The organism is Enterobacter cloacae complex sp. BZL2005, from assembly GCF_049238885.1.
In the GTDB taxonomy this organism is placed as follows: Bacteria; Pseudomonadota; Gammaproteobacteria; order Enterobacterales; family Enterobacteriaceae; genus Enterobacter; species Enterobacter roggenkampii.
Map to the genome: position 1 here is coordinate 99,945 of NZ_JBMKGI010000005.1, position 25,599 is coordinate 125,543.

Consider the following 25,599-nt stretch of genomic DNA (forward strand, 5'->3'; position numbering starts at 1 on the left):
CTTTTTTTATTCCAGCGTTGCGGGCAGCCAGCAGCTGGCGATTAAGCCACCTTCAGCGCCATTCTCAAGCGTTAGCCTGCCGTGGTGGAGCTGGAGGATGCGCTGCACGATGCTCAGGCCCAGCCCACTGCCTCCGTAGCGCTGGTCAAGACGGCGGAATGGCTCGGTAATTGACTGTCGGTGCGCTTCATCAATTCCAGGACCCTGATCGATAACGCTAATCTGCGTCCCGCCGTCGACCTCGGTTAATGTCACTGTAATCGTTGTCCCTGACGGGCTGTAGCGCCCGGCATTCTCCAGCAGGTTGCGCAGCATGAGGCGCAGGAGAACGGCGTCTCCCTGAACCGTGAGCGCGCTTTTAGCGGGCCAAATCACCGTATGCTCTTTGGCTTCATGCCCCAGGCCGAGAGGTTCAATGATATTTTCCGTCCAGTTCACGGTTTCGTAGTGTCCGCTCGCCATGGCCTGTCCGGCCCGGGCCAGCATCAGCAGCTGTTCGACGGTATGCATGAGCTGATCGATACGGCTAATCAGCGTGGCGGCCTGTGGCGCACCTGACTGCGACATCAGCTCCAGATGGAGCCGGATGCCAGCAAGAGGCGTTCTCAGCTCGTGAGCAGCGTCTGCAGTGAAGAGACGTTCCTGCTTAATGGTGCTATCCAGCCGGGCCAGCAGCTGGTTCAGAGAGGTCGTCACCGCGCCAATTTCTTCCATGTCGGAAAACATGGGAAGCGGTGTTAAGTTATCGGCTGAACGGTTAGCGAGGCTGGCGCGGAGTTTATTCAGCGGCCGGGTTATCCAGGTGACCGCCCAGAAAGAGAAGAGCAGGGTAAAGCCAACCATCACCAGGGAAGGGACCAGCAGCGAGGCAATCGCTTCGCGTATCTCTTTCTCAACGTGATTATTGCGCGCTTTCGCTGACAGCGTTTCGTTGACCAGAAAACCAATCTGTTCACGGCTTTCATGCCATAGCCAGATGACGCTTATCAGCTGAAAAAACAGGAGAATGACCGCCAGCAGTACCATCAGACGCCGACGCATGCTGTTCATTTCTGGCTCTCCAGACGATAGCCGACGCCGCGAACGGTTTTGATCCTGTCTTTACCGAGCTTACGCCGCAGATTATGGATGTGGACCTCAAGGGTATTTGACCCGGGATCGTCCTGCCAGGAGTAGATATCCTGCTGGAGCGTTTCTCTGTGTACCGTTTGCCCGCTGCGCATGATCAGACGCGTAAGCAAGGCGAACTCTTTTGGCGTGACCTCTACGGCCTGATCCTGTTGCAGCACCTGCTGGGTTTGCAAATTCAGCGTAATGTCGCCGTCGGTCAGTAAGTTATCACTATGGCCCTGATAACGGCGAATCAACGCTCGCACCCGTGCCTGCAGCTCCGCGAGCGCGAAAGGCTTCACCAGATAATCATCTGCGCCTGCATCGAGGCCGGTGATACGATCTTCAATGGCATCACGTGCCGTCAGGATCAGGACGGGATTGTTGATGCCGCGACGTCGCCACTGGCTGAGCAGCGTGGCGCCGTCTTTATCGGGCAAGCCCAAATCGAGGATCACCAGGCTGTATTCGCCGCTCTGGATCAGGGCATCCGCCTCTGCTGCGGTGCCTGCACAGTCGAGAGCATACCCTTCATTGGCCAGCCCCAGCGCCAGCCCTTCCTGCAATAACAGATCGTCTTCAACTATAAGTAGTTTCATCGCTAGTTATTCTGGTAGATGTCCTTATAAAGCCTGCTTTCGAAGCGAACCAGCGGAATACGACGATTGCGCTGATCGGTCGGTTCGACGGCATAGCCGGAAAGATACTGCACGAATGCCATGCGCTGTCCGCTGGCGGTAGTGATGAAGCCTGCAAGGTTGTAAACCCCCTGCAGTGAGCCTGTTTTCGCGGAGACTTTGCCATCCACGCCGGCAGCGTGAAGCCCTGCGCGGTACTGCAGTGAACCGTCATGTCCGGCCAGCGGCAGCATTGAAATAAAGTTTAGCTCAGTGTCATGCTGTGCAATGTACTGAAGCACCTGCAACATCGTGGCCGGAGAGATCAAATTATGGCGCGACAGGCCGGAGCCATCGACGGCGATGGTATTACCCAGATCGATCCCCGCCTGCTGGCGCAGAATCTGACGTACCGCGTCTGAGCCCGCGCGCCAGGTTCCCGGCACGCCGAAACGGGCGTGGCCAATCATGCGGAACACCGTATCGGCAATCATATTGTCCGACTTTTTCAGCATAATTCGCAGTAAATCGTGCAGCGGCGCAGACTGTTTGCTCGCGATGACCGTGCCGGGCTGGTTGACCTGCGTCTGACGAAGCAGGGTGCCGGAATAGGTTATTCCCGCTTGTTTCAGCTCATCTTTCAGAATGGCGCCTGCATAGCTTGCGCCATCCTGTATCGCAAAGGCCAGCGGCAGCGGATCGGCGCGCTGCGTCAGGCAGCCGGTGAGCGTGAAGCGGTTAAGGTCGCCTGGCACCACATCCAGTTCGCAATACTGGGCATCGGGGGAACCCTTGGCCAGCGTGCGAACCTGGCTAAACATGGTGACCGGGTAGTAGGACGCGATACGGATAAACGCTAAATCATCCGGCTTTGGCGCACTGTAAAGCGAAACCGAGAAGCAGTTGCGGTCAACAATCGCGGCGGCGGGCGGGGCGCTAAAGCACTGCGTCATGTCGTTCCACGGCCAGCCCGGGGCTTTGTCGTGGCTGGCAAAGATGGACGTGTCGATCAGCACATTGCCATCAATTTTCTGCACGCCGGTTTTTTTTAGCACCGCAACCATATTGCGGATATCCTGGCGTTTAAAGGTAGGATCGCCGCCAAAACGGGCGATAAGATCGCCTTTCAGTTCGCCACCCTCGACGTTACCTTTGGTTTCAAGGGTGGTCGTAAAACGGAAGTCAGGCCCGAGCTGGAGCAGAGCGGCGAGGGCGGTGATCACCTTTTGGGTACTGGCAGGCAGCGCCATCTGTTGACTGTGATAGTCAATCTCGGGAGCCTGTGCGCCAACCTTCTGCACCATCAGGGCGAGGTTCGCGCCTGCGGGAAGCTGATTAATGTACTCATCAACATTCGCGGCCTGGGCGGTGAACGTTATACTGGTAGTCAATCCGATGATAAAACTGGAAAATCGCATAATCTCGCGCTAACAACCCGAAAACAAACCGTCATACTACGGTGCATGGCACTGCAAAGTAAACGATGACCCATAGTGAACTTCGCGGTAAAATGCGTATCAAATTGAAAAATTGCTGCTGACCTGGGGCGTTGCTCCCGGGTCGGTTTTCTTTTTGCTTCTGGCCTGTTCAGGTGGGCTGGAGCAGGGAACACTGCTCCCAACAGGAATGTTTAAGAGGTATAACAAATGCAAGCTATTCCGATGACCTTACGTGGTGCCGAAAAACTGCGCGAAGAGCTGGATTTTCTGAAATCCGTACGTCGCCCTGAAATCATCGCCGCTATCGCGGAAGCGCGTGAGCATGGCGACCTGAAAGAGAACGCTGAATACCACGCCGCGCGTGAGCAGCAGGGCTTCTGTGAAGGGCGTATTAAAGATATCGAAGCAAAACTGTCCAATGCACAGGTTATCGATATCACCAAAATGCCGAATAATGGCCGTGTGATTTTTGGTTCAACCGTTACCGTGCTGAACCTGGACAACGACGAAGAGCAGACCTATCGCATCGTGGGTGATGATGAAGCTGACTTCAAACAGAACCTGATTTCGGTGAACTCACCGATTGCTCGCGGCCTGATTGGCAAAGAGCAGGACGATGTTGTCACCATCCGCACCCCTGGTGGTGAAGTGGAATACGAAATTATTAAGGTTGAATACCTGTAATTCGCTTCTCTACTAAGATGTTGATACATTGTAAAGAAAAGAAAAAGGCCGCGTAGCGGCCTTTTATCAACTCAAGGAGCATGGCATTTTGCTCGCCTGCTGACAGAAATCCCTCGTTTCACACAGAAAATGTGTTTAATTCAGGATATCCTTAACGTGGCAGCGAGATTTTACGCTCTTTAGATGGGCGGTAGAGCACCAGCGTTTTACCGATGACCTGTACATTACAGGCGCCGGTTTCGCGCACGATGGCTTCCACGATCAGGTTTTTAGTGTCTCTGTCTTCAGAGGCGATTTTCACCTTGATCAGCTCGTGGTGTTCCAGCGCTTGTTCAATCTCGGCAAGCACCCCTTCGGTCAAACCATTGTTGCCAAGCATCACTACAGGCTTGAGCGGATGTGCCAGACCTTTAAGGTGCTGTTTTTGTTTAGTACTCAGATTCATCGTATATTTTTGCTTACGTTGGGATTGAAAACGGTTCATTCTACCGCCATCTCCCTAATATCGCCAAATAGCTGCGTAGAAATTTACGTCACAGGCAAGTAACGATGAACCAGGACGGAAATGTTAAATGACAGGTAAAAAGCGTTCTGCCAGCTCCAGCCGCTGGCTTCAGGAACACTTTAGCGATAAATATGTTCAACAGGCACAGAAAAAGGGGTTGCGTTCCCGTGCCTGGTTTAAACTTGATGAAATACAGCAAAGTGACAAACTTTTTAAGCCGGGGATGACGGTTGTTGACCTCGGTGCGGCACCTGGCGGATGGTCCCAGTATGCGGTAACGCAGATCGGCGGAACGGGCCGAATCATCGCGTGCGATCTTTTACCAATGGATCCCATCGTTGGTGTCGACTTCCTTCAGGGCGACTTTCGTGATGAATTAGTGCTGAAAGCGTTACTTGATCGTGTAGGTGACAGTAAGGTCCAGGTTGTCATGTCAGATATGGCACCAAATATGTGCGGAACACCGGCGGTGGATATCCCCCGCGCCATGTATCTGGTGGAGCTAGCGTTAGAAATGTGTCGTGATGTACTAGCGCCTGGTGGTAGTTTTGTTGTGAAGGTGTTTCAGGGCGAAGGTTTCGAGGAGTATCTTAAGGAAATTCGCTCCCTGTTTGCGAAGGTCAAAGTTCGTAAGCCGGACTCTTCCCGGGCCCGTTCCCGTGAAGTGTATATTGTAGCGACCGGGCGAAAATGATAACCGGGAGATTTCAGACGAAAGTTTGAATGAAACTGGATATAGAGTATCCTGACGCTGTTTTTAACACAGTTGTAATATGAGGTTAATCCCTTGAGTGACATGGCGAAAAACCTAATACTCTGGCTGGTCATTGCCGTTGTGCTGATGTCAGTATTCCAGAGCTTTGGGCCCAGCGAGTCGAATGGCCGCAAGGTGGATTATTCTACCTTCCTGCAGGAGGTCAATCAGGACCAGGTTCGCGAAGCGCGTATCAACGGACGTGAGATCAACGTTACCAAGAAAGATAGTAACCGTTACACGACTTACATCCCGGTGAACGATCCTAAGCTGCTTGATAACCTTCTGACCAAAAACGTCAAAGTGGTAGGCGAGCCGCCAGAAGAACCAAGCCTGTTGGCTTCTATCTTCATTTCCTGGTTCCCGATGCTGCTTCTTATCGGCGTCTGGATCTTCTTTATGCGCCAGATGCAGGGCGGCGGTGGCAAAGGTGCCATGTCGTTCGGTAAGAGTAAGGCGCGTATGTTGACGGAAGATCAGATCAAAACCACGTTTGCAGACGTCGCCGGGTGTGACGAAGCAAAAGAAGAGGTGGGTGAACTGGTTGAATACCTGCGCGAGCCGAGCCGTTTCCAGAAGCTGGGCGGTAAGATCCCGAAAGGCGTCCTGATGGTCGGCCCTCCGGGTACCGGTAAAACCCTGCTGGCGAAAGCCATCGCGGGTGAAGCGAAGGTGCCGTTCTTTACTATTTCTGGTTCTGACTTCGTTGAAATGTTCGTGGGTGTTGGTGCATCTCGTGTGCGTGACATGTTCGAGCAGGCCAAGAAGGCAGCACCGTGCATTATCTTCATCGATGAAATCGACGCCGTAGGCCGCCAGCGTGGCGCAGGTCTGGGCGGTGGTCACGATGAACGTGAACAGACGCTGAACCAGATGCTGGTTGAGATGGACGGCTTCGAAGGTAACGAAGGTATCATCGTTATCGCGGCAACTAACCGTCCGGACGTACTTGACCCGGCGCTGCTGCGTCCAGGCCGTTTCGACCGTCAGGTTGTTGTCGGTCTGCCGGATGTTCGCGGTCGTGAACAGATTCTGAAAGTCCACATGCGTCGCGTACCGCTGGCGCCAGATATCGACGCGGCAATCATTGCGCGCGGTACTCCGGGCTTCTCCGGTGCGGATCTCGCTAACCTGGTCAACGAAGCTGCACTGTTTGCCGCTCGCGGTAACAAGCGCGTCGTATCGATGGTGGAGTTCGAGAAAGCGAAAGATAAGATCATGATGGGTGCGGAACGTCGCTCCATGGTGATGACGGAAGCGCAGAAAGAGTCCACGGCTTACCACGAAGCGGGTCACGCGATTATTGGTCGCCTGGTGCCGGAACACGATCCGGTGCATAAAGTGACGATTATTCCGCGCGGTCGTGCGCTGGGTGTGACCTTCTTCCTGCCTGAAGGCGACGCGATCAGCGCCAGCCGTCAGAAGCTGGAAAGCCAGATCTCAACCCTGTACGGCGGTCGTCTGGCGGAAGAGATTATTTACGGTCCGGAACATGTTTCTACCGGTGCGTCGAACGACATTAAAGTGGCGACAAACCTGGCACGTAACATGGTGACTCAGTGGGGCTTCTCCGACAAACTCGGTCCGCTGCTGTATGCAGAGGAAGAGGGTGAGGTGTTCCTGGGCCGCTCCGTCGCGAAAGCGAAACATATGTCCGATGAAACGGCTCGTATCATCGACCAGGAAGTGAAAGCGCTGATTGAACGTAACTACGGTCGCGCGCGTCAGATCCTGAATGACAACATGGACATTCTGCATTCCATGAAAGATGCGCTCATGAAATATGAGACCATCGATGCACCGCAGATTGACGACCTGATGGCGCGCCGCGAAGTGCGTCCGCCAGCAGGCTGGGAAGACCCAGGCGCTTCCAATAACTCTGACAACAATGGCACCCCGCGTGCGCCGCGTCCGGTTGATGAACCGCGTACGCCAAACCCGGGCAACACCATGTCAGAACAGTTGGGCGATAAGTAAGTCACTGCTGTTGAAGCGTTTGTTTGTACCTCAAACCCTGGAGCTTGCTCCGGGGTTTTTCATTTCTGTTTAACCATTTACATATCAGGGATTTCGCCATGAAATTATTCGCTCAGGACTCGCATCTCGATCTTTCACATCCCCATGTGATGGGGATCCTGAATGTTACCCCTGACTCCTTCTCTGACGGCGGCACGCATAACACGCTTATCGAGGCGGTTAAGCATGCGAATTTAATGATTAATGCAGGTGCCACCATCATTGATGTTGGCGGCGAATCGACGCGCCCCGGTGCGGCGGACGTGTCTGTGGAAGAAGAGCTGGCGCGCGTGGTGCCGGTCGTTGAAGCAATCGCGCAGCGGTTTGAAGTGTGGATCTCAGTAGATACCTCCAAACCGGAAGTCATCCGAGAAGTGGCGAAAGTGGGCGCTCACATTATCAATGATATTCGTTCACTTACCGAGCCGGGAGCGATTGAGGCGGCTGCGGAAACCGGGCTGCCGGTTTGCCTGATGCATATGCAGGGGCAACCGAAAACCATGCAGGACGCGCCGAAGTATGACGATGTCTTTGCCGACGTAAATCGCTTCTTTATTGAGCATATCGAACGTTGTGAACGTGCCGGTATCCCAAAAGAGAAATTGCTGCTCGACCCGGGGTTCGGTTTCGGTAAAAATCTCTCACACAACTATGCGCTGCTTGCGCGCTTATCGGAATTTCATCACTTTGGCCTGCCGCTGCTGGTGGGGATGTCGAGGAAATCGATGATTGGCCAGTTGCTGAATGTAGGCCCGAGCGAACGCCTGAGCGGCAGCCTGGCCTGCGCGGTGATTGCGGCGATGCAGGGGGCGCACATCATTCGTGTCCATGACGTCAAAGAAACAGTAGAAGCCATGCGTGTGGTGGAAGCCACACTGGCAGCGAAGGAAAACAAACGCTATGAGTAATCGTAAATATTTTGGTACCGACGGTATCCGCGGGCGCGTAGGCGATGCTCCCATCACCCCTGATTTTGTCCTGAAGCTCGGCTGGGCTGCCGGCAAGGTTCTGGCGCGTCATGGCTCACGTAAAATTATCATCGGTAAAGACACCCGTATTTCCGGCTATATGCTGGAATCCGCGCTGGAAGCGGGGCTTGCGGCGGCTGGACTGTCCGCCTCTTTTACAGGCCCAATGCCAACGCCTGCGGTCGCGTACCTGACGCGCACCTTCCGTGCGGAAGCGGGGATTGTTATCTCGGCCTCTCACAACCCGTTCTACGACAACGGCATTAAGTTCTTCTCTATTGATGGCACCAAGCTGCCGGATGAGGTGGAAGAAGCCATTGAAGCTGAAATGGAAAAAGAGATCACCTGTGTTGATTCCGCCGAGCTGGGTAAAGCGAACCGTATCGTTGATGCGGCGGGTCGCTATATCGAATTCTGTAAAGGCACCTTCCCGAATGAGCTGAGCCTGGCCCACCTCAAAATTGTGGTGGACTGTGCAAATGGCGCGACCTATCACATCGCCCCGAATGTCTTCCGCGAACTGGGTGCGAAAGTGATCGCCATCGGCTGTGAGCCGGATGGTCTGAACATCAACGAGCAGGTCGGTGCGACGGACGTTCGTGCCCTGCAGGCGCGCGTGCTGGCAGAAAAAGCCGATCTGGGTATTGCGCTGGACGGCGATGGTGACCGCGTGATCATGGTTGATCACGAAGGTAACAAGGTCGACGGCGACCAGATCCTCTACATTATAGCGCGTGAAGGTCTGCGTCAGGGTCAGCTGCGCGGCGGTGCGGTTGGGACGCTAATGAGTAACATGGGCCTGGAACTGGCGCTGAAACAGCTCGGTATTCCGTTCGTTCGCGCGAAAGTGGGTGACCGCTATGTGTTGGAAAAATTGCAGGAGAAGGGCTGGCGTATCGGCGCTGAAAATTCAGGTCACGTGATCCTGCTCGACAAAACCACCACCGGTGACGGTATTGTGGCCGCGTTGCAGGTGGTTGCCGCCATGGCGCGCAACCATATGAGCCTGCACGATCTGTGCAGCGGCATGAAAATGTTCCCACAGATCCTCGTAAACGTACGTTTCACTGCCGGCAAAGGCGATCCGCTGGAAAATGAGAACGTGAAAGCGGTGATGGCTGACGTTGAAGCTGCCCTAGGCAGCCGTGGTCGCGTGCTGCTGCGTAAGTCTGGTACTGAACCGCTGATCCGCGTGATGGTGGAAGGCGAAGACGAAGCGCAGGTAACCGAATTTGCGCACCGTATTGCGGATGCTGTTAAAGCTGCATAATCTTGCACGCTAAATGTTTAAAAAGGCGGCGTTTGCCGCCTTTGTTTTAAGCAATTAATGGCTTTTTGCTGTTTTTTTCCGCAGTTGATACAATGCGTCGAAAATGCCCTTGCGAAGGTGATTCGCTTTGGTTAGTATTCACACCCGCTTCAGTGGGAAACAGAAATCCTGCTAATTGGTCGAAGCATTGGTATGCGGCAAATCCGCAAGGAACAGGTTGATTATGTACGAAGCTCTTTTAGTTGTTTTCCTTATTGTAGCCATCGCTCTCGTAGCGCTGATTATGCTGCAGCAAGGTAAAGGCGCTGATATGGGAGCCTCCTTCGGAGCAGGCGCTTCCGGTACGCTGTTCGGTTCAAGTGGTTCTGCGAACTTCATGACCCGCACGACGGCGATTCTGGCGACGCTGTTCTTCATCATCAGTCTGGTGCTTGGCAATATCAACAGCAACAAGACCAGCAAAGGAAGCGAGTGGGAAAACCTGAGCGCGCCAGCAAAAACTGAGCAGACTCAGCCAGCTGCACCGGCTAAGCCAACCAGCGATATCCCGCAGTAAGTATTCCGTACCGAGGTGGTGGAATTGGTAGACACGCTACCTTGAGGTGGTAGTGCCCTAACGGGCTTGTGGGTTCGAGTCCCATCCTCGGTACCAATATTCCAGAAGAAAGACGTCGAAAGACGTCTTTTTTTTCGTCTGTAGCTTTTGCCGTTCGTAGGCCCGGTAAGCGCAGCGCCACCGGGCAAAATGGCGGGTGGCGCTGCGCTTACCCGCCCTACAAAAGCCGAACAAAAAGGCGCCCATTGGGCGCCTTTTGCATGTTTCATTATCGATTATTTCTTATCGCTGTGTTCCAGGTTTTCAACCTGCGGCAGGCCGTTACCTGAATTCGCAGAGAGCAGGCCATTCTCAACATAGTTGAACAGCTTCTCACGGGTATCGGTGATGTCCAGGTTACGCATGGTCAGCTGGCCAATACGATCGTCCGGTGAAAACACTGACTCACCTTTCTCCATGGTCAGACGCTCTGCTTTATAGGTCAGGTTATCAGACACGGTGTTCAGGATGGAGTAGTCGTTACCGCGACGCAGTTCCAGGGTCACTTCACCGGTAATTGCACTCGCCACCCAACGCTGAAGCGCATCACGCAGCATCAGCGCCTGCGGATCGAACCAGCGGCCCTGATACAGCAGTTTGCCCAGCTGACGGCCATGAGAGTGATACTGCTCAATGGTGTCTTCGTTGTGAATACCAGTCAGCAGACGCTCGTAAGCAATATGCAGCAGCGCCATTCCCGGAGCTTCATAGATGCCACGGCTTTTCGCTTCGATGATACGGTTTTCAATCTGATCGCTCATGCCCAGGCCGTGACGACCACCAATACGGTTAGCTTCCAGCATCAGCTCAACGTCATCAGAGAAGGTTTTGCCGTTCAGCGCAACCGGATGACCACGTTCGAAACGCACGGTCACTTCTTCTGCCGGGATCTTCACGTTCTCATCCCAGAACTTCACGCCCATGATTGGGTTAACGATCTTCACGCTGGAGTTCAGGAATTCTAGGTCTTTTGCTTCGTGCGTCGCACCCAGCATGTTGGAGTCGGTGGAGTAGGCTTTCTCGACGGACATCTTATAGTCAAAGCCGCAGGCGATCATAAACTCGGACATCTCATGACGACCACCCAGCTCGTCAATGAAGTCGGTATCCAGCCACGGTTTGTAGATCTGCAATTCGGCGTTGGTCAGCAGGCCATAACGATAGAAACGTTCAATATCGTTTCCTTTATAGGTGCTGCCGTCACCCCAGATGTTGACGCCGTCTTCTTTCATGGCGGCAACCAGCATGGTACCGGTGACCGCACGGCCCAGCGGAGTGGTGTTGAAATAGGTCAGGCCGCCGGTAGTGTTATGGAATGCACCACACTGAATAGCCGCGATACCTTCCGCGACCAGTTGCTTACGGCAGTCAATCAGGCGCGCGTTCTCTGCACCATACTCTTTCGCGCGACGAGGAATGGCATCATAGTCGTCCTCATCCGGCTGACCCAGGTTCGCAGTATAAGCATACGGAACCCCTCCCTTCTGGCGCATCCACAGCAGTGCAGCGCTGGTATCCAGGCCACCTGAGAAAGCGATGCCAATACGTTGTCCTACCGGAAGATGCTTGAGAATCGTCGTCATAGAATAAAACCCTGCTTGATTGACTGATTAGAGACCGCTTTCGCTCTCTTGTGCATTTTTATGCAAAATAAGTGAGTATTCATTTAATCATCTTTTGGCGAAGACCGGAAGAGACTCGTGCGTTTTTTGTAAAAATTTTGGTCTGATCGATCTGGCGGAAGTCGCCTTGACAGGTGGGGTCAACTATCAATATACTAAACGCCGATTTTACGTCCCGTCTTCGGTACCAAATCCCAGCATTATTTGCAAATTCTGTCCAAAACGCGTAGAATTTGCCACGTTTCAGGCGCGGGGTGGAGCAGCCTGGTAGCTCGTCGGGCTCATAACCCGAAGGTCGTCGGTTCAAATCCGGCCCCCGCAACCACTTTCCCATAAAGTTCTTTTTCAAATATACTGTGAAGACTTAGAGCCTTCGTAGCTGGATTTGAAAAAATTCTTTCGGAGAGTGCTCCAGGCCACAGTTGTGGCTATAGGGTTCAGTTATCTAAAGCCCCGATTTATCGGGGTTTTTTGTTATCTGACTACAGAATAACTGGGCTTTACGCCCTTTTTTTATGTCTTGGGGGTGGGCTTGTCCACATTAGAGCAAAAATTAACAGAGATGATTACTGCACCGGTCGAAGCACTGGGCTACGAACTGGTCGGCATCGAATTCGTTCGCGGCCGTACATCGACGCTGCGCATCTATATTGATAGTGAAGATGGCATCAATGTTGATGATTGTGCTGATGTCAGCCACCAGGTGAGTGCGGTTCTTGATGTTGAAGACCCAATTACCGTTGCGTACAACCTGGAAGTTTCCTCACCTGGCCTCGATCGCCCGATGTTCACGGCCGAGCACTATGTGCGCTTTACCGGTGAAGAAGTGGCTCTCGTTCTGCGTATGGCCGTACAGAACCGCCGTAAATGGCAGGGAATTATCAAAGCCGTTGATGGTGAAATGATCACGGTGACAGTCGAAGGCAAAGATGAAGTGTTCGCGCTGAGTAATATCCAGAAGGCGAACCTGGTTCCCCACTTTTAACAGTCTGGATTGAGGTGAAAAGCCCGCGATGAACAAAGAAATTTTGGCTGTTGTTGAAGCCGTCTCCAACGAGAAATCACTGCCGCGTGAGAAGATTTTTGAAGCGCTGGAAAGTGCACTGGCTACAGCAACCAAGAAAAAATACGAACAAGAGATCGATGTTCGCGTAGAAATCGATCGTAAAAGCGGTGACTTCGATACATTCCGTCGTTGGGTAATCGTTGAAGAAGTGACCCAGCCGACTAAAGAGATCACGCTGGAAGCCGCCCGTTTTGAAGACGAAAGTCTGAACGTGGGTGACTACGTTGAAGATCAGATTGAATCTGTGACCTTCGACCGTATCACTACCCAGACCGCTAAACAGGTTATCGTGCAGAAAGTGCGCGAAGCCGAGCGCGCGCTGGTTGTCGATCAGTTCCGCGATCAGGAAGGCGAAATCATCACTGGCGTGGTGAAGAAAGTGAACCGCGACAACATCTCTCTGGAGATCAAATCCGAAGGGTTGCCGGGTAACGCTGAAGCCGTGATCCTGCGTGAAGATATGCTGCCGCGTGAAAACTTCCGTCCGGGCGACCGTATTCGTGGTGTTCTGTACGCTGTGCGTCCAGAAGCTCGCGGTGCGCAGCTGTTCGTGACCCGTTCTAAACCAGAAATGCTGGTAGAACTGTTCCGTATCGAAGTACCGGAAATCGGTGAAGAAGTTATCGAAATTAAAGCGGCGGCTCGCGATCCGGGCTCCCGTGCGAAAATTGCGGTGAAAACCAACGACAAGCGTATCGACCCGGTCGGTGCTTGCGTCGGTATGCGCGGTGCGCGTGTCCAGGCAGTTTCTACTGAGCTGGGCGGCGAACGTATTGATATCGTTCTGTGGGATGACAACCCGGCGCAGTTCGTGATCAACGCAATGGCTCCGGCTGATGTGGCGTCTATCGTTGTTGACGAAGACAAACACACCATGGATATCGCTGTTGAAGCGGGCAACCTGGCGCAGGCAATCGGCCGTAACGGTCAGAACGTACGCCTGGCGTCACAGCTGAGCGGCTGGGAACTCAACGTCATGACCGTTGATGACCTGCAGGCTAAGCATCAGGCTGAAGCCCATGCGGCGATCGATACCTTCACCAAATACCTGGATATTGACGAAGATTTCGCCACTGTTCTGGTTGAAGAAGGTTTCTCTACGCTGGAAGAACTGGCCTATGTGCCAATGAAAGAGCTGCTGGAAATTGACGGTCTGGATGAACCAACCGTTGAAGCCCTGCGTGAACGCGCTAAAAACGCACTGACCACCCTGGCACTGGCTCAGGAAGAAAGCCTTGGCGATAAGAAGCCGGCTGATGACCTGCTGAATCTGGAAGGTCTTGATCGTGCGATTGCGTTCAAGCTGGCTGCCCGTGGTGTTTGTACGCTGGAAGGTCTCGCTGAACAAGGCGTTGATGACCTGGCTGATATCGAAGGTTTAACCGACGAGAAAGCCGGCGAGCTCATCATGGCCGCACGTAATATTTGCTGGTTCGGCGACGAAGCGTAATAAACTGTAGCAGGAAGGAACAGCATGACTGATGTAACTGTAAAATCGCTGGCTGCTGAGATTCAGACCTCCGTGGACCGCCTGGTACAGCAATTTGCTGATGCAGGGATCCCGAAGTCCGCTGATGACTCGGTGACCGCGCAAGAAAAACAAACCTTGTTAACGCACCTGAACCGTGAACACGGCTCTACGCCTGACAAGTTAACGCTGCAGCGCAAAACGCGTAGCACGTTAAACATCCCTGGTACCGGTGGCAAAAGCAAATCGGTACAAATTGAAGTCCGCAAGACGCGCACCTTTGTAAAACGTGATCCGCAAGAGGCAGAACGCCTTGCCGCGGAAGAGCAGGCACAGCGTGAAGCGGAAGAACAAGCTCAGCGTGAGGCGGAAGCAGCCGCTAAACGTGAAGCAGAATTAAAAGCTGAACGTGAGGCCGCAGAAAAAGCGAAACGCGACGCAAGTGATAAAGTGAAGCGTGACGCTGCGGAAAAAGACAAAGTGAGCAATCAACAGACAGACGAAATGACCAAAACCGCCCAGGCTGAAAAAGCCCGCCGTGAAAATGAAGCTGCCGAGCTGAAGCGTAAAGCGGAAGAAGAAGCCCGCCGTAAGCTGGAAGAAGAAGCTCGCCGCGTCGCCGAAGAAGCGCGTCGCATGGCAGAAGAAAATGAGAAGAACGGTGTTGATACCGCTGAGCAGTCTGAAGACACCAGCGACTATCACGTGACCACTTCTCAGCACGCACGTCAGGCTGAAGATGATAACGACCGTGAAGTAGAAGGCGGCCGTGGCCGTGGTCGTAATGCAAAAGCAGCGCGTCCGGCGAAAAAAGGTAACAAGCACGCGGAATCCAAAGCTGACCGTGAAGAAGCACGTGCGGCTGTTCGCGGTGGTAAAGGCGGTAAGCGTAAAGGTTCCGCTCTGCAGCAGGGCTTCCAGAAGCCGGCTCAGGCCGTTAACCGTGACGTTGTGATCGGCGAAACCATTACCGTTGGCGAACTGGCGAACAAGATGGCGGTTAAAGGCTCTCAGGTCATCAAAGCAATGATGAAGCTGGGCGCGATGGCAACCATCAACCAGGTGATCGATCAGGAAACCGCACAGCTGGTTGCGGAAGAGATGGGCCACAAAGTTATCCTGCGTCGTGAAAACGAGCTGGAAGAAGCAGTAATGAGCGACCGTGACACAGGTGCTGCGGCAGAACCGCGCGCACCGGTAGTGACCATCATGGGTCACGTTGACCACGGTAAAACCTCTCTGCTTGACTACATTCGCTCTACCAAGGTTGCCTCTGGCGAAGCGGGTGGTATTACTCAGCACATCGGTGCATACCACGTAGAAACTGACAACGGTATGATCACCTTCCTGGATACCCCAGGCCACGCCGCGTTTACCTCCATGCGTGCTCGTGGTGCTCAGGCGACGGATATCGTTGTTCTGGTTGTTGCTGCAGACGACGGCGTCATGCCGCAGACCATCGAAGCTATCCAGCACGCGAAAGCAGCGGGTGTGCCGGTTGTGGTTGCAGTGAACAAGATCGATAAGCCAGAAGCGGATCCCGATCGTGTTAAAAACGAACTTTCCCAGTACGGTATCCTGCCGGAAGAGTGGGGCGGCGAAAGCCAGTTCGTACACGTGTCTGCGAAAGCGGGTACCGGTATCGACGAACTGCTGGACGCGATCCTGCTGCAGGCCGAAGTTCTGGAGCTGAAAGCTATCCGTAACGGTATGGCGAGCGGTGCGGTTATCGAATCCTTCCTGGATAAAGGACGTGGCCCTGTTGCTACCGTTCTGGTTCGTGAAGGTACGCTGCATAAAGGCGATATTGTTCTGTGCGGTTTCGAATACGGTCGCGTTCGTGCGATGCGTAACGAACTGGGTCAGGAAGTGCTGGAAGCAGGTCCGTCCATTCCAGTGGAAATCCTGGGTCTGTCCGGTGTTCCGGCTGCTGGTGACGAAGTGACCGTTGTGCGTGACGAGAAGAAAGCGCGTGAAGTGGCACTGTATCGTCAGGGCAAATTCCGTGAAGTTAAACTGGCTCGTCAGCAGAAATCTAAACTCGAGAACATGTTTGCCAACATGACCGATGGCGAAGTTCACGAAGTGAACATCGTTCTGAAAGCCGACGTTCAGGGTTCTGTGGAAGCGATCTCCGACTCCTTGCTGAAACTGTCTACCGACGAAGTGAAAGTGAAGATCATCGGTTCTGGCGTAGGTGGTATCACCGAAACCGACGCGACCCTGGCTGCTGCCTCCAACGCTATCCTGGTTGGCTTCAACGTTCGTGCGGATGCCTCTGCGCGTAAAGTCATTGAATCCGAAAGCCTGGATCTGCGTTACTACTCCGTCATCTATAACCTGATCGACGAAGTGAAAGCAGCGATGAGCGGTATGCTGTCTCCTGAGCTGAAACAGCAGATCATCGGTCTGGCTGAAGTACGTGACGTGTTCAAATCACCGAAATTCGGTGCGATCGCGGGCTGTATGGTTACCGAAGGTAACATCAAGCGTCACAACCCAATCCGCGTACTGCGTGACAACGTGGTTATCTATGAAGGCGAGCTGGAATCCCTGCGCCGCTTCAAAGATGACGTTAACGAAGTCCGTAACGGCATGGAATGTGGTATCGGCGTGAAGAACTACAACGACGTTCGCGTTGGCGATATGATCGAAGTGTTCGAGATCATCGAAATTCAGCGTACCATCGCTTAATTTCCGATTGTAAGCCGGGATCGCCTCGCGCCACCCGGCAATAATTTCAAAAAGGGGCTTTAGCCCCTTTTTTGTCTGGAGAATTTATTATGGCGAAAGAATTTGGTCGCCCTCAGCGCGTAGCGCAGGAAATGCAGAAAGAGATCGCACTCATTCTGCAACGTGAAATCAAAGACCCGCGCGTCGGCATGATGACCACCGTTTCCGGTGTGGAAATGTCCCGCGACCTGGCCTATGCAAAAGTGTTCGTCACCTTCCTGAACGATCAGGACGAAGCCGCAGTGAAAAACGGCATTAAAGCGCTGCAGGAAGCCTCTGGTTTCATCCGCTCTCTGCTCGGCAAAGCGATGCGCCTGCGTATCGTGCCTGAACTGACCTTCTTCTACGACAACTCGCTGGTCGAAGGTATGCGTATGTCCAACCTGGTGACCAGCGTGGTGAAACATGACGATGAGCGTCGTGTTAACCCGGCGGACGACAGCAAGGAGGACTGATGAGTCGTCCTCGTCGTCGTGGTCGCGACGTGCATGGTGTGCTGCTGCTGGATAAACCCCAGGGCGCTTCCAGCAACGACGTGCTGCAAAAAGTGAAGCGTATTTTTAACGCCAACCGAGCGGGCCACACCGGCGCGCTCGATCCGCTGGCAACCGGCATGCTGCCGGTCTGTCTGGGAGAGGCGACAAAATTTTCCCAGTACCTGCTCGACTCCGATAAGCGTTACCGCGTTATCGCTAAGCTGGGCCAGCGCACGGATACCTCCGACGCGGATGGCCAGGTCGTGGAAGAGCGTCCGGTGACCTTTAGTGCGGAGCAGCTTGATGCGGCGCTGGAGAGCTTCCGTGGGGAGACGATGCAGGTGCCGTCGATGTATTCGGCGCTGAAGTATCAGGGCAAAAAACTCTACGAATACGCGCGCCAGGGTATTGACGTCCCGCGTGAAGCCCGTCCGATTACCGTGTATGAGCTGCTCTTTATTCGCCACGAAGGTGATGAGCTGGAGCTGGAAGTGCACTGTTCGAAAGGGACCTATATTCGCACCATCATTGATGACCTCGGTGAAAAGCTGGGCTGCGGCGCACATGTGATTTACCTGCGTCGCCTTGCGGTGAGCAAGTACCCGGTGGAGCGAATGGTGACCCTGGAACATCTGCGCGAGCTGGTTGAACAGGCGGAATCTCAGGGGATCGCGCCGGCAGAGCTGCTCGACCCACTGCTGATGCCGATGGACAGTCCGGCTGCGGACTTCCCGGTTGTTAATCTTCCTTTAACATCGTCCGTTTACTTTAAGAACGGCAACCCGGTTCGTACGTCAGATGCGCCGCTGGAAGGCCTGGTACGCGTGACTGAAGGTGACGAAGGGAAATTCATCGGCATGGGCGAAATGGATGGCGAAGGGCGCGTTGCGCCGCGTCGTCTGGTCGTCGAATATCCGGTCGACGCGTGACGGTAATAACGGCTCACCTTGCGATAAGCAGGGGAGACGAGTAGAATATCGCCGCTTAACGCCTGGTAAATTGTTTAACAATCTGCGGGGCGTACATGGGATTGCTGAATTAGAGATCGGCATCCTTACATTCTTTATACTTTGGAGTTTGAAAATGTCTCTAAGCGTTGAAGCTAAAGCTAAAATCGTTTCTGAGTTTGGTCGTGGTACTAACGACAGCGGTTCTACCGAAGTTCAGGTTGCACTGCTGACTGCACAGATTAACCACCTGCAGGGTCACTTTGCAGAGCACAAAAAAGATCACCACAGCCGTCGTGGTCTGCTGCGTATGGTTTCTCAGCGTCGTAAACTGCTCGACTACCTGAAACGTAAAGATGTTGCACGCTACACCGCGCTGATCGAGCGTCTGGGTCTGCGTCGCTAAGTCTTGCGAGTTTCAGAAAAGGGGGCCTGATGGCCCCTTTTTTCAAGCAGACGGCAGCAATTCACTGGAAACTATTGTATTGTTGCTATAAATGATCTTCATTGCAGAGGTTCGCGCGGCTAATGAGAGGCTTCACCCAGGGGGGTGTTGGTTGTCATTAGTCGCGAGGATGCGAAGAAGGTCGGGTCAAATCGACAGCACACCGGTGGTGTGCTGTCAAACATTTAAGAAAGGACAGAACTTTGCTGAATCCGATCGTTCGTAAATTCCAGTATGGTCAACATACCGTCACGCTGGAAACCGGCATGATGGCACGTCAGGCGACTGCTGCCGTTATGGTAAGCATGGATGACACCGCGGTATTCGTTACCGTTGTGGGCCAGAAAAAAGCTAAACCAGGTCAGGACTTCTTCCCGCTGACCGTTAACTACCAGGAGCGTACCTACGCTGCCGGTAAAATCCCGGGTGGTTTCTTCCGTCGTGAAGGCCGTCCAAGCGAAGGCGAAACCCTGATCGCGCGTCTGATTGACCGCCCGGTTCGCCCGCTGTTCCCGGAAGGCTTCGTCAACGAAGTGCAGGTTATCGCGACCGTTGTTTCCGTTAACCCACAGGTTAACCCGGACATCGTGGCGATGATCGGTGCGTCCGCTGCCCTGTCACTGTCTGGTATTCCATTCAATGGCCCAATCGGTGCCGCGCGCGTCGGTTACATCAACGACCAGTACGTGCTGAACCCAACTCAGGAAGAGCTGAAAGAAAGTAAGCTGGACCTGGTGGTTGCGGGTACCGAAGCCGCTGTGCTGATGGTTGAATCCGAAGCTGAACTGCTGAGCGAAGACCAGATGCTGGGCGCTGTGGTCTTCGGCCATGACCAGCAGCAGGTTGTTATCCAGAACATCAACGACCTGGTGAAAGAAGCCGGTAAACCACGTTGGGACTGGCAGCCAGAAGCGGCCAACGACGCGCTGAACGCACGCGTTGCTGCACTGGCAGAATCTCGTCTGAGCGATGCATACCGCATCACCGACAAACAGGAGCGTTACGCTCAGGTTGATGTGATCAAATCTGAAGTAACCGCGACCCTGGTTGCCGAAGACGAAACGCTGGACGCTAACGAAATTGGCGAAATCCTGCACGCTATCGAGAAAAACGTTGTTCGTAGCCGCGTTCTGGCTGGCGAGCCGCGTATCGATGGCCGTGAAAAAGACATGATCCGTGGTCTGGACGTGCGTACTGGCGTGCTGCCACGTACTCACGGTTCTGCGCTGTTCACCCGTGGTGAAACGCAGGCGCTGGTTACCGCGACCCTGGGTACAGCCCGTGACGCGCAGATCATCGACGAACTGATGGGCGAGCGCACAGACAGCTTCCTGTTCCACTACAACTTCCCTCCGTACTCCGTAGGTGAAACCGGCATGGTTGGCTCGCCGAAGCGTCGTGAAATTGGTCACGGTCGTCTGGCGAAGCGCGGCGTGCTGGCAGTGATGCCAGAAGCAGACAAATTCCCGTACACCGTACGTGTGGTGTCTGAAATCACCGAATCTAACGGTTCTTCTTCCATGGCTTCCGTGTGTGGTGCCTCTCTGGCGCTGATGGATGCAGGCGTGCCAATCAAAGCCGCCGTTGCGGGTATCGCAATGGGCCTGGTGAAAGAAGGCGACAACTATGTTGTTCTGTCTGACATTCTGGGTGACGAAGACCACCTGGGCGATATGGACTTCAAAGTAGCGGGTTCCCGCGACGGTATCTCTGCGCTGCAGATGGATATCAAAATTGAAGGTATCACCAAAGAGATCATGCAGGTTGCGCTGAACCAGGCTAAGGGTGCACGTCTGCACATCCTGGGCGTGATGGAACAGGCTATCAACGCGCCACGCGGTGATATCTCTGAATTCGCACCGCGTATTCACACCATCAAGATCAATCCAGACAAGATCAAAGATGTTATCGGTAAGGGCGGTTCCGTAATCCGTGCGCTGACCGAAGAGACCGGCACCACCATCGAAATCGAAGATGACGGTACCGTGAAGATCGCAGCTACCGACGGCGAGAAAGCGAAATTCGCGATCCGTCGCATCGAAGAAATCACTGCAGAAATCGAAGTGGGCCGCGTCTATGCAGGTAAAGTGACCCGTATCGTTGACTTTGGTGCGTTCGTTGCCATCGGCGGCGGTAAAGAAGGTCTGGTTCACATCTCTCAGATCGCTGACAAGCGCGTTGAGAAAGTGACCGACTACCTGCAGATGGGTCAGGAAGTGCCGGTTAAAGTTCTGGAAGTCGATCGCCAGGGCCGTATCCGTCTGAGCATTAAAGAAGCGACCGAGCAGTCTCAGCCAGCTGCTGCGCCAGAAGCACAGGCAGCAGAACAGCAAGGCGAGTAAGTTGCCATTTGCCCTCCGCTCTGCGGAGGGCCTATTATCAGGCAGGACGCCTTGTTAAGCCGCCGGGGGACAGGACGTTCATCCAATAGTTGTCTTCGGGAGTGGGAAATGAAGCCTTTTTTGCGCTGGTGTTTCGTTGCGACAGCTTTAACGCTGGCAGGATGCAGCAACTCTGCCTGGCGTAAGAGCGAAGTCCTCGCAGTGCCATTGCAACCGACTTTGCAGCAGGAAGTGATCCTGGCACGCATGGAACAAATACTTGCCAGTCGGGCTTTAACCGATGACGAACGCGCACAGCTTTTATATGAGCGCGGAGTGTTGTATGATAGTCTCGGTCTGAGGGCATTGGCGCGAAATGATTTTTCACAAGCGCTGGCTATCCGACCTGATATGCCTGAAGTATTCAATTACTTAGGCATTTATTTAACGCAGGCAGGCAATTTTGATGCTGCCTATGAAGCGTTTGATTCTGTACTTGAGCTTGATCCAACTTACAACTACGCGCACTTGAATCGCGGTATCGCATTGTATTACGGCGGTCGTGACAAGTTAGCGCAAGATGATCTGCTGGCGTTTTATCAAGACGATCCTAATGATCCTTTCCGTAGCCTGTGGCTTTACATCGTTGAGCGGAAGCTCGATGAGAAGCAGGCAAAAGAGGCACTGAAACAGCGCTTCGATAAATCGGACAAGGAACAATGGGGATGGAACATTGTCGAGTTCTACCTGGGCAACATTAGCGAAGCAACGCTGATGGAACGCCTCAAGGCGGACGCAACGGATAACACCTCGCTCGCTGAGCATCTCAGTGAAACCAACTTCTATTTAGGTAAGTACTACCTAAGTCTGGGGGATAAGGACAGCGCTACGGCACTGTTCAAATTAGCGGTCGCTAACAACGTACACAACTTCGTTGAGCACCGTTATGCATTGTTGGAATTATCGCTCTTGGGCCAGGAGCAAGACGACCTGGCAGAATCGGACCAGCAATAGCTGACGACATAAACATCAGCCCGTAATCTTTTGATTGCCATCACCTTAACTGGTGAGGGCGTTGTTGTTCGTCAATACACCTACTTTGAGCCGGTTCACACTTTTCAATGAAAATTGCTAATCATTTTCACGATGAGCTAAGTAGACTGGCCGCCATTGACATTGAGGCACTCGTACTACATGGCTGAATTCGAAACCACTTTTGCAGATCTGGGCCTGAAGGCTCCTATCCTTGAAGCCCTTAACGATCTGGGTTACGAAAAACCATCTCCGATCCAGGCTGAGTGTATCCCACACCTGCTTTCTGGTCGTGACGTGCTGGGCATGGCCCAGACTGGTAGCGGTAAAACTGCAGCGTTCTCGCTGCCGCTGCTGAACAACATTAATCCGGACCTGCGTGCACCGCAGATCCTCGTTCTGGCTCCAACCCGTGAACTGGCTGTTCAGGTTGCAGAAGCCATGACGGAATTCTCTAAACATATGCGCGGCGTAAACGTGGTTGCCCTGTACGGCGGCCAGCGTTATGACGTGCAGTTACGCGCCCTGCGCCAGGGCCCACAGATTGTTGTCGGTACGCCGGGCCGTCTGCTGGATCACCTGAAGCGCGGTACCCTGGATCTCTCTAAACTGAGCGGTCTGGTACTGGATGAAGCAGATGAAATGCTGCGTATGGGCTTCATCGAAGACGTTGAAACCATCATGGCGCAGATCCCGGACGGTCATCAGACCGCGCTGTTCTCTGCCACCATGCCGGAAGCGATTCGTCGTATCACCAAACGCTTCATGAAAGAACCTCAGGAAGTGCGTATTCAGTCCAGCGTAACCACTCGCCCGGACATCAGCCAGAGCTACTGGTCTGTATACGGCATGCGTAAAAATGAAGCGCTGGTACGTTTCCTGGAAGCGGAAGATTTTGATGCGGCGATTATCTTCGTTCGTACCAAAAATGCGACCCTGGAAGTGGCTGAAGCCCTGGAGCGTAGCGGCTACAACAGCGCAGCGCTGAACGGCGACATGAACCAGGCCCTGCGTGAGCAGACTCTGGAGCGTCTGAAAGACGGTCGTCTGGATATCCTGATTGCAACCGACGTGGCAGCACGTGGTCTGGACGTTGAGCGTATCAGCCTGGTTGTTAACTACGACATCCCGATGGATTCCGAGTCTTACGTTCACCGTATCGGCCGTACCGGTCGTGCGGGTCGTGCAGGCCGTGCGCTGCTGTTCGTTGAGAACCGCGAGCGTCGTCTGCTGCGTAACATCGAACGCACCATGAAGCTGACCATTCCAGAAGCGGACCTGCCAAACGCAGAGCTGCTGGGCAAACGCCGTCTGGAAAAATTCGCCGCCAAAGTACAGCAGCAGCTGGAAAGCAGCGATCTGGATCAGTACCGTGCGCTGCTGTCGCAGATTCAGCCTGTTGCTGAAGGCGAAGAGCTGGACATGGAAACCCTGGCTGCAGCACTGCTGAAAATGGCTCAGGGCGAACGTAGCCTGATCGTGCCACCAGATGCACCGATGCGTCCTAAGCGTGAATTCCGTGACCGTGACGACCGCTTCGAACGTCGTGGCGACCGTAACGATCGTGGCCCACGTGGTGACCGTCCAGAGCGTGGTGGTGAAGACCGTCCTCGTCGTGAACGTCGCGACGCAGGCGATATGGAACTGTACCGCATTGAAGTGGGCCGTGATGATGGTGTTGAAGTTCGTCACATCGTTGGCGCTATCGCTAACGAAGGCGACATCAGCAGCCGTTACATTGGTAACATCAAGCTGTTCGCATCCCACTCTACCATCGAGCTGCCGAAAGGCATGCCGGGTGAAGTACTGCAGCACTTTACGCGTACCCGCATCCTGAACAAGCCGATGAACATGCAGCTGCTGGGCGATGCACAGCCACGCCCTGACCGTGGCGGCGAACGTCGTGGCGGTGGTCGCGGTTTCGGCGGCGAGCGTCGTGAAGGCGGTCGCAGCGAAGGTCGCGGTGGTGAAGGTCGTCGTTTCTCCGGCGAGCGCCGTGAAAGCCGTGGCCCGCGTCGTGAAGAAGGCACCAGCCGTCGTCGTTTCGGTGACGCGTAAGCCTTACGCTTCTGACGTAAAGTAAAATATACAGCCCCGATACATGCTATCGGGGCTTTTTTTATTCCCTTTGTACTCTTGTACTGGTACAGTGCGTCACATTAAAATGCAGAACCGCATGATTGACTGGAGAAAAGGCTGTATGGCGACACTAACCACCACCCAAACGTCACCTTCGCTGCTTGGCGGCGTGGTGATCATCGGCGGAACCATTATAGGTGCCGGGATGTTCTCCCTGCCCGTGGTCATGTCCGGTGCGTGGTTCTTCTGGTCGCTGGCCGCGCTGGTCTTTACCTGGTTCTGTATGCTCCATTCCGGGCTAATGATCCTCGAAGCCAACCTGAACTACCGCATTGGCGCGAGCTTCGACACCATCACCAAAGACCTGCTGGGCAAAGGCTGGAACCTGGTGAACGGGCTGTCCATCGCGTTTGTGCTCTATATCCTGACCTACGCGTATATCTCGGCAAGCGGTTCGATTCTGCATCACACCTTCTCGGAGATGTCGCTGAACGTACCGGCGCGTCTGGCCGGGCTGTGCTTTGCCCTGGGCGTGGCGTTTATCGTCTGGATGAGTACCAAAGCGGTGAGCCGGATGACGGCGATCGTGCTGGGCGCGAAGGTCATCACCTTCTTCCTGACCTTCGGCAGCCTGCTGGGGCACGTGACGCCTGCCACGCTGTTTAACGTTGCCGAAGTGAATACCTCCTATACGCCGTACCTGCTGATGACCCTGCCGTTCTGCCTGGCGTCGTTTGGCTACCACGGTAACGTGCCGAGCCTGATGAAGTACTACGGCAAAGATCCGCGCACGATTGTGAAGTGTCTGGTCTACGGCACGCTGCTGGCGCTGGCGCTGTACGTCATCTGGCTGCTCGGGACGATGGGCAATATCCCGCGCCCGGAGTTTATCGGTATTGCGCAGAAGGGCGGTAACATTGATGTGCTGGTGCAGGCCCTGAGCGGCGTGCTGAACAGCCGCAGCCTGGATCTGCTGCTGGTGATCTTCTCTAACTTCGCGGTGGCGAGTTCATTCCTCGGCGTGACGCTGGGCCTGTTTGACTACCTGGCGGATCTGTTTGGCTTTGATGATTCTGCGATGGGCCGCTTCAAAACCGCGCTGCTGACCTTCCTGCCACCGATTGTGGGCGGCCTTCTGTGGCCGAACGGTTTCCTGTACGCCATCGGCTATGCCGGTCTGGCGGCGACCATCTGGGCGGCAATTGTGCCGGCGCTGTTGGCCCGCAAATCACGTAAACGCTTCGGCAGCCCGAAATTCCGCGTCTGGGGCGGCAAGCCGATGATTGCGCTGATCCTGGTGTTTGGCGCGGGCAATGCCCTGGTACATGTGCTGTCGAGTTTTAATCTGTTGCCGGTGTACCAGTAAACATTTTGTGCCGGATGGCGGCTACGCCTTATCCGGCCTACGCGTCCCCGTAGGCCAGGTAAGCGAAGCGCCACCTGGCAAAAAGG

At 54.2% G+C, this 25,599-nt stretch carries 22 protein-coding genes and 2 tRNA genes; 19 read left to right on the plus strand and 5 right to left on the minus strand.

All coding sequences use genetic code 11. The features are described 5' to 3' along the window. Positions 1-6: 6 nt before the first annotated feature. From pmrB to dacB, 3 genes are read right to left on the minus strand one after another with little or no spacing between them, the layout of a single operon-like run. Positions 7-1,050 carry a two-component system sensor histidine kinase PmrB gene (gene pmrB / locus ACOTXI_RS11530; protein WP_008501464.1) on the minus strand — a complete coding sequence of 348 codons (1,044 nt, stop codon included), beginning with the start codon at positions 1,048-1,050 and terminating at the stop codon, positions 7-9. Further along, positions 1,047-1,709: a two-component system response regulator PmrA gene (pmrA, locus tag ACOTXI_RS11535; protein ID WP_008501465.1), complete on the minus strand. Its 663-nt coding sequence runs from the start codon at positions 1,707-1,709 to the stop codon at positions 1,047-1,049. The genes pmrB and pmrA overlap by 4 nt, the downstream gene beginning before the upstream one ends. 2 nt (positions 1,710-1,711) lie before the next feature. After that, entirely contained in the window at positions 1,712-3,145 is a 1,434-nt protein-coding gene (dacB, locus tag ACOTXI_RS11540; protein WP_008501466.1) for a serine-type D-Ala-D-Ala carboxypeptidase, read from the minus strand. Positions 3,146-3,373: 228 nt separating this feature from the next. Between dacB and greA the strand changes: the two genes are divergently transcribed. Further along, complete coding sequence (gene greA, locus ACOTXI_RS11545) at positions 3,374-3,850, plus strand: transcription elongation factor GreA (RefSeq protein WP_003861815.1); 477 nt, start codon at positions 3,374-3,376, stop codon at positions 3,848-3,850. A gap of 151 nt (positions 3,851-4,001) precedes the next feature. Here greA and yhbY read toward each other — a convergent pair whose 3' ends face one another. Next, on the minus strand, positions 4,002-4,295 hold the full coding sequence (gene yhbY, locus ACOTXI_RS11550) for a ribosome assembly RNA-binding protein YhbY (protein WP_003861814.1): 294 nt from the start codon (positions 4,293-4,295) through the stop codon (positions 4,002-4,004). Between the two features lie 127 nt (positions 4,296-4,422). Between yhbY and rlmE the strand changes: the two genes are divergently transcribed. The 6 genes from rlmE to ACOTXI_RS11580 all read left to right on the plus strand — a co-directional run bounded on the left by rlmE (position 4,423) and on the right by ACOTXI_RS11580 (position 10,015). Then, the gene (rlmE, locus tag ACOTXI_RS11555; protein WP_003861812.1) at positions 4,423-5,049 is read left to right on the plus strand and encodes a 23S rRNA (uridine(2552)-2'-O)-methyltransferase RlmE; all 627 of its coding nucleotides are present in this window, start codon (positions 4,423-4,425) and stop codon (positions 5,047-5,049) included. A 102-nt stretch (positions 5,050-5,151) separates the two neighbouring features. Further along, positions 5,152-7,086 carry an ATP-dependent zinc metalloprotease FtsH gene (gene ftsH, locus ACOTXI_RS11560; RefSeq protein WP_013098921.1) on the plus strand — a complete coding sequence of 645 codons (1,935 nt, stop codon included), beginning with the start codon at positions 5,152-5,154 and terminating at the stop codon, positions 7,084-7,086. 98 nt (positions 7,087-7,184) lie between these two features. Beyond that, entirely contained in the window at positions 7,185-8,033 is an 849-nt protein-coding gene (gene folP / locus ACOTXI_RS11565; RefSeq protein WP_008501468.1) for a dihydropteroate synthase, read from the plus strand. Further along, on the plus strand, positions 8,026-9,363 hold the full coding sequence (gene glmM, locus ACOTXI_RS11570; RefSeq protein WP_021242257.1) for a phosphoglucosamine mutase: 1,338 nt from the start codon (positions 8,026-8,028) through the stop codon (positions 9,361-9,363). Before folP ends, glmM begins: the two co-directional genes overlap by 8 nt. Positions 9,364-9,586: 223 nt before the next feature. Then, positions 9,587-9,919 carry a preprotein translocase subunit SecG gene (secG, locus tag ACOTXI_RS11575; RefSeq protein ID WP_021242256.1) on the plus strand — a complete coding sequence of 111 codons (333 nt, stop codon included), beginning with the start codon at positions 9,587-9,589 and terminating at the stop codon, positions 9,917-9,919. Between the two features lie 9 nt (positions 9,920-9,928). Continuing rightward, positions 9,929-10,015 (plus strand) — tRNA-Leu (locus tag ACOTXI_RS11580). Positions 10,016-10,194: 179 nt separating this feature from the next. Here ACOTXI_RS11580 and argG read toward each other — a convergent pair. After that, on the minus strand, positions 10,195-11,541 hold the full coding sequence (gene argG / locus ACOTXI_RS11585) for an argininosuccinate synthase (protein ID WP_058655017.1): 1,347 nt from the start codon (positions 11,539-11,541) through the stop codon (positions 10,195-10,197). A gap of 287 nt (positions 11,542-11,828) precedes the next feature. Here argG and ACOTXI_RS11590 point away from each other — a divergent pair. The 12 genes from ACOTXI_RS11590 (at position 11,829) to mtr (ending at position 25,513) form a co-directional block, all read left to right on the plus strand. Beyond that, positions 11,829-11,905, plus strand: a tRNA-Met gene (locus ACOTXI_RS11590). A 207-nt stretch (positions 11,906-12,112) separates the two neighbouring features. Next, entirely contained in the window at positions 12,113-12,565 is a 453-nt protein-coding gene (gene rimP, locus ACOTXI_RS11595) for a ribosome maturation factor RimP (RefSeq protein WP_014833432.1), read from the plus strand. A 28-nt stretch (positions 12,566-12,593) separates the two neighbouring features. Beyond that, a complete protein-coding gene (gene nusA, locus ACOTXI_RS11600) occupies positions 12,594-14,096 on the plus strand; it encodes a transcription termination factor NusA (protein WP_058655018.1) in 1,503 nt (500 codons plus the stop codon). A gap of 24 nt (positions 14,097-14,120) precedes the next feature. Continuing rightward, positions 14,121-16,808, plus strand: a complete 2,688-nt coding sequence (infB, locus tag ACOTXI_RS11605) for a translation initiation factor IF-2 (protein WP_008501472.1) — start codon at positions 14,121-14,123, stop codon at positions 16,806-16,808. An 89-nt stretch (positions 16,809-16,897) separates the two neighbouring features. Further along, positions 16,898-17,302, plus strand: coding sequence for a 30S ribosome-binding factor RbfA (rbfA, locus tag ACOTXI_RS11610; RefSeq protein ID WP_003024988.1), 405 nt, complete (start codon positions 16,898-16,900; stop codon positions 17,300-17,302). Beyond that, complete coding sequence (gene truB / locus ACOTXI_RS11615; protein ID WP_058655019.1) at positions 17,302-18,252, plus strand: tRNA pseudouridine(55) synthase TruB; 951 nt, start codon at positions 17,302-17,304, stop codon at positions 18,250-18,252. Before rbfA ends, truB begins: the two co-directional genes overlap by 1 nt. Positions 18,253-18,406: 154 nt before the next feature. Then, positions 18,407-18,676, plus strand: coding sequence for a 30S ribosomal protein S15 (gene rpsO / locus ACOTXI_RS11620; RefSeq protein WP_003861789.1), 270 nt, complete (start codon positions 18,407-18,409; stop codon positions 18,674-18,676). A 242-nt stretch (positions 18,677-18,918) separates the two neighbouring features. Beyond that, positions 18,919-21,057 (plus strand): polyribonucleotide nucleotidyltransferase, encoded by a 2,139-nt coding sequence (pnp, locus tag ACOTXI_RS11625; protein ID WP_008501475.1) that lies wholly within the window; start codon positions 18,919-18,921, stop codon positions 21,055-21,057. Positions 21,058-21,165: 108 nt separating this feature from the next. Continuing rightward, positions 21,166-22,050 carry a lipoprotein NlpI gene (gene nlpI, locus ACOTXI_RS11630; protein ID WP_008501476.1) on the plus strand — a complete coding sequence of 295 codons (885 nt, stop codon included), beginning with the start codon at positions 21,166-21,168 and terminating at the stop codon, positions 22,048-22,050. Between the two features lie 107 nt (positions 22,051-22,157). Then, positions 22,158-22,238 carry a protein YrbN gene (gene yrbN, locus ACOTXI_RS11635; RefSeq protein ID WP_100122156.1) on the plus strand — a complete coding sequence of 27 codons (81 nt, stop codon included), beginning with the start codon at positions 22,158-22,160 and terminating at the stop codon, positions 22,236-22,238. Next, a complete protein-coding gene (locus ACOTXI_RS11640; protein WP_058655020.1) occupies positions 22,231-24,126 on the plus strand; it encodes a DEAD/DEAH family ATP-dependent RNA helicase in 1,896 nt (631 codons plus the stop codon). Before yrbN ends, ACOTXI_RS11640 begins: the two co-directional genes overlap by 8 nt. Before the next feature lie 142 nt (positions 24,127-24,268). Then, the gene (gene mtr / locus ACOTXI_RS11645) at positions 24,269-25,513 is read left to right on the plus strand and encodes a tryptophan permease (RefSeq protein WP_008501478.1); all 1,245 of its coding nucleotides are present in this window, start codon (positions 24,269-24,271) and stop codon (positions 25,511-25,513) included. The last annotated feature ends 86 nt before the right edge of the window (positions 25,514-25,599 follow it).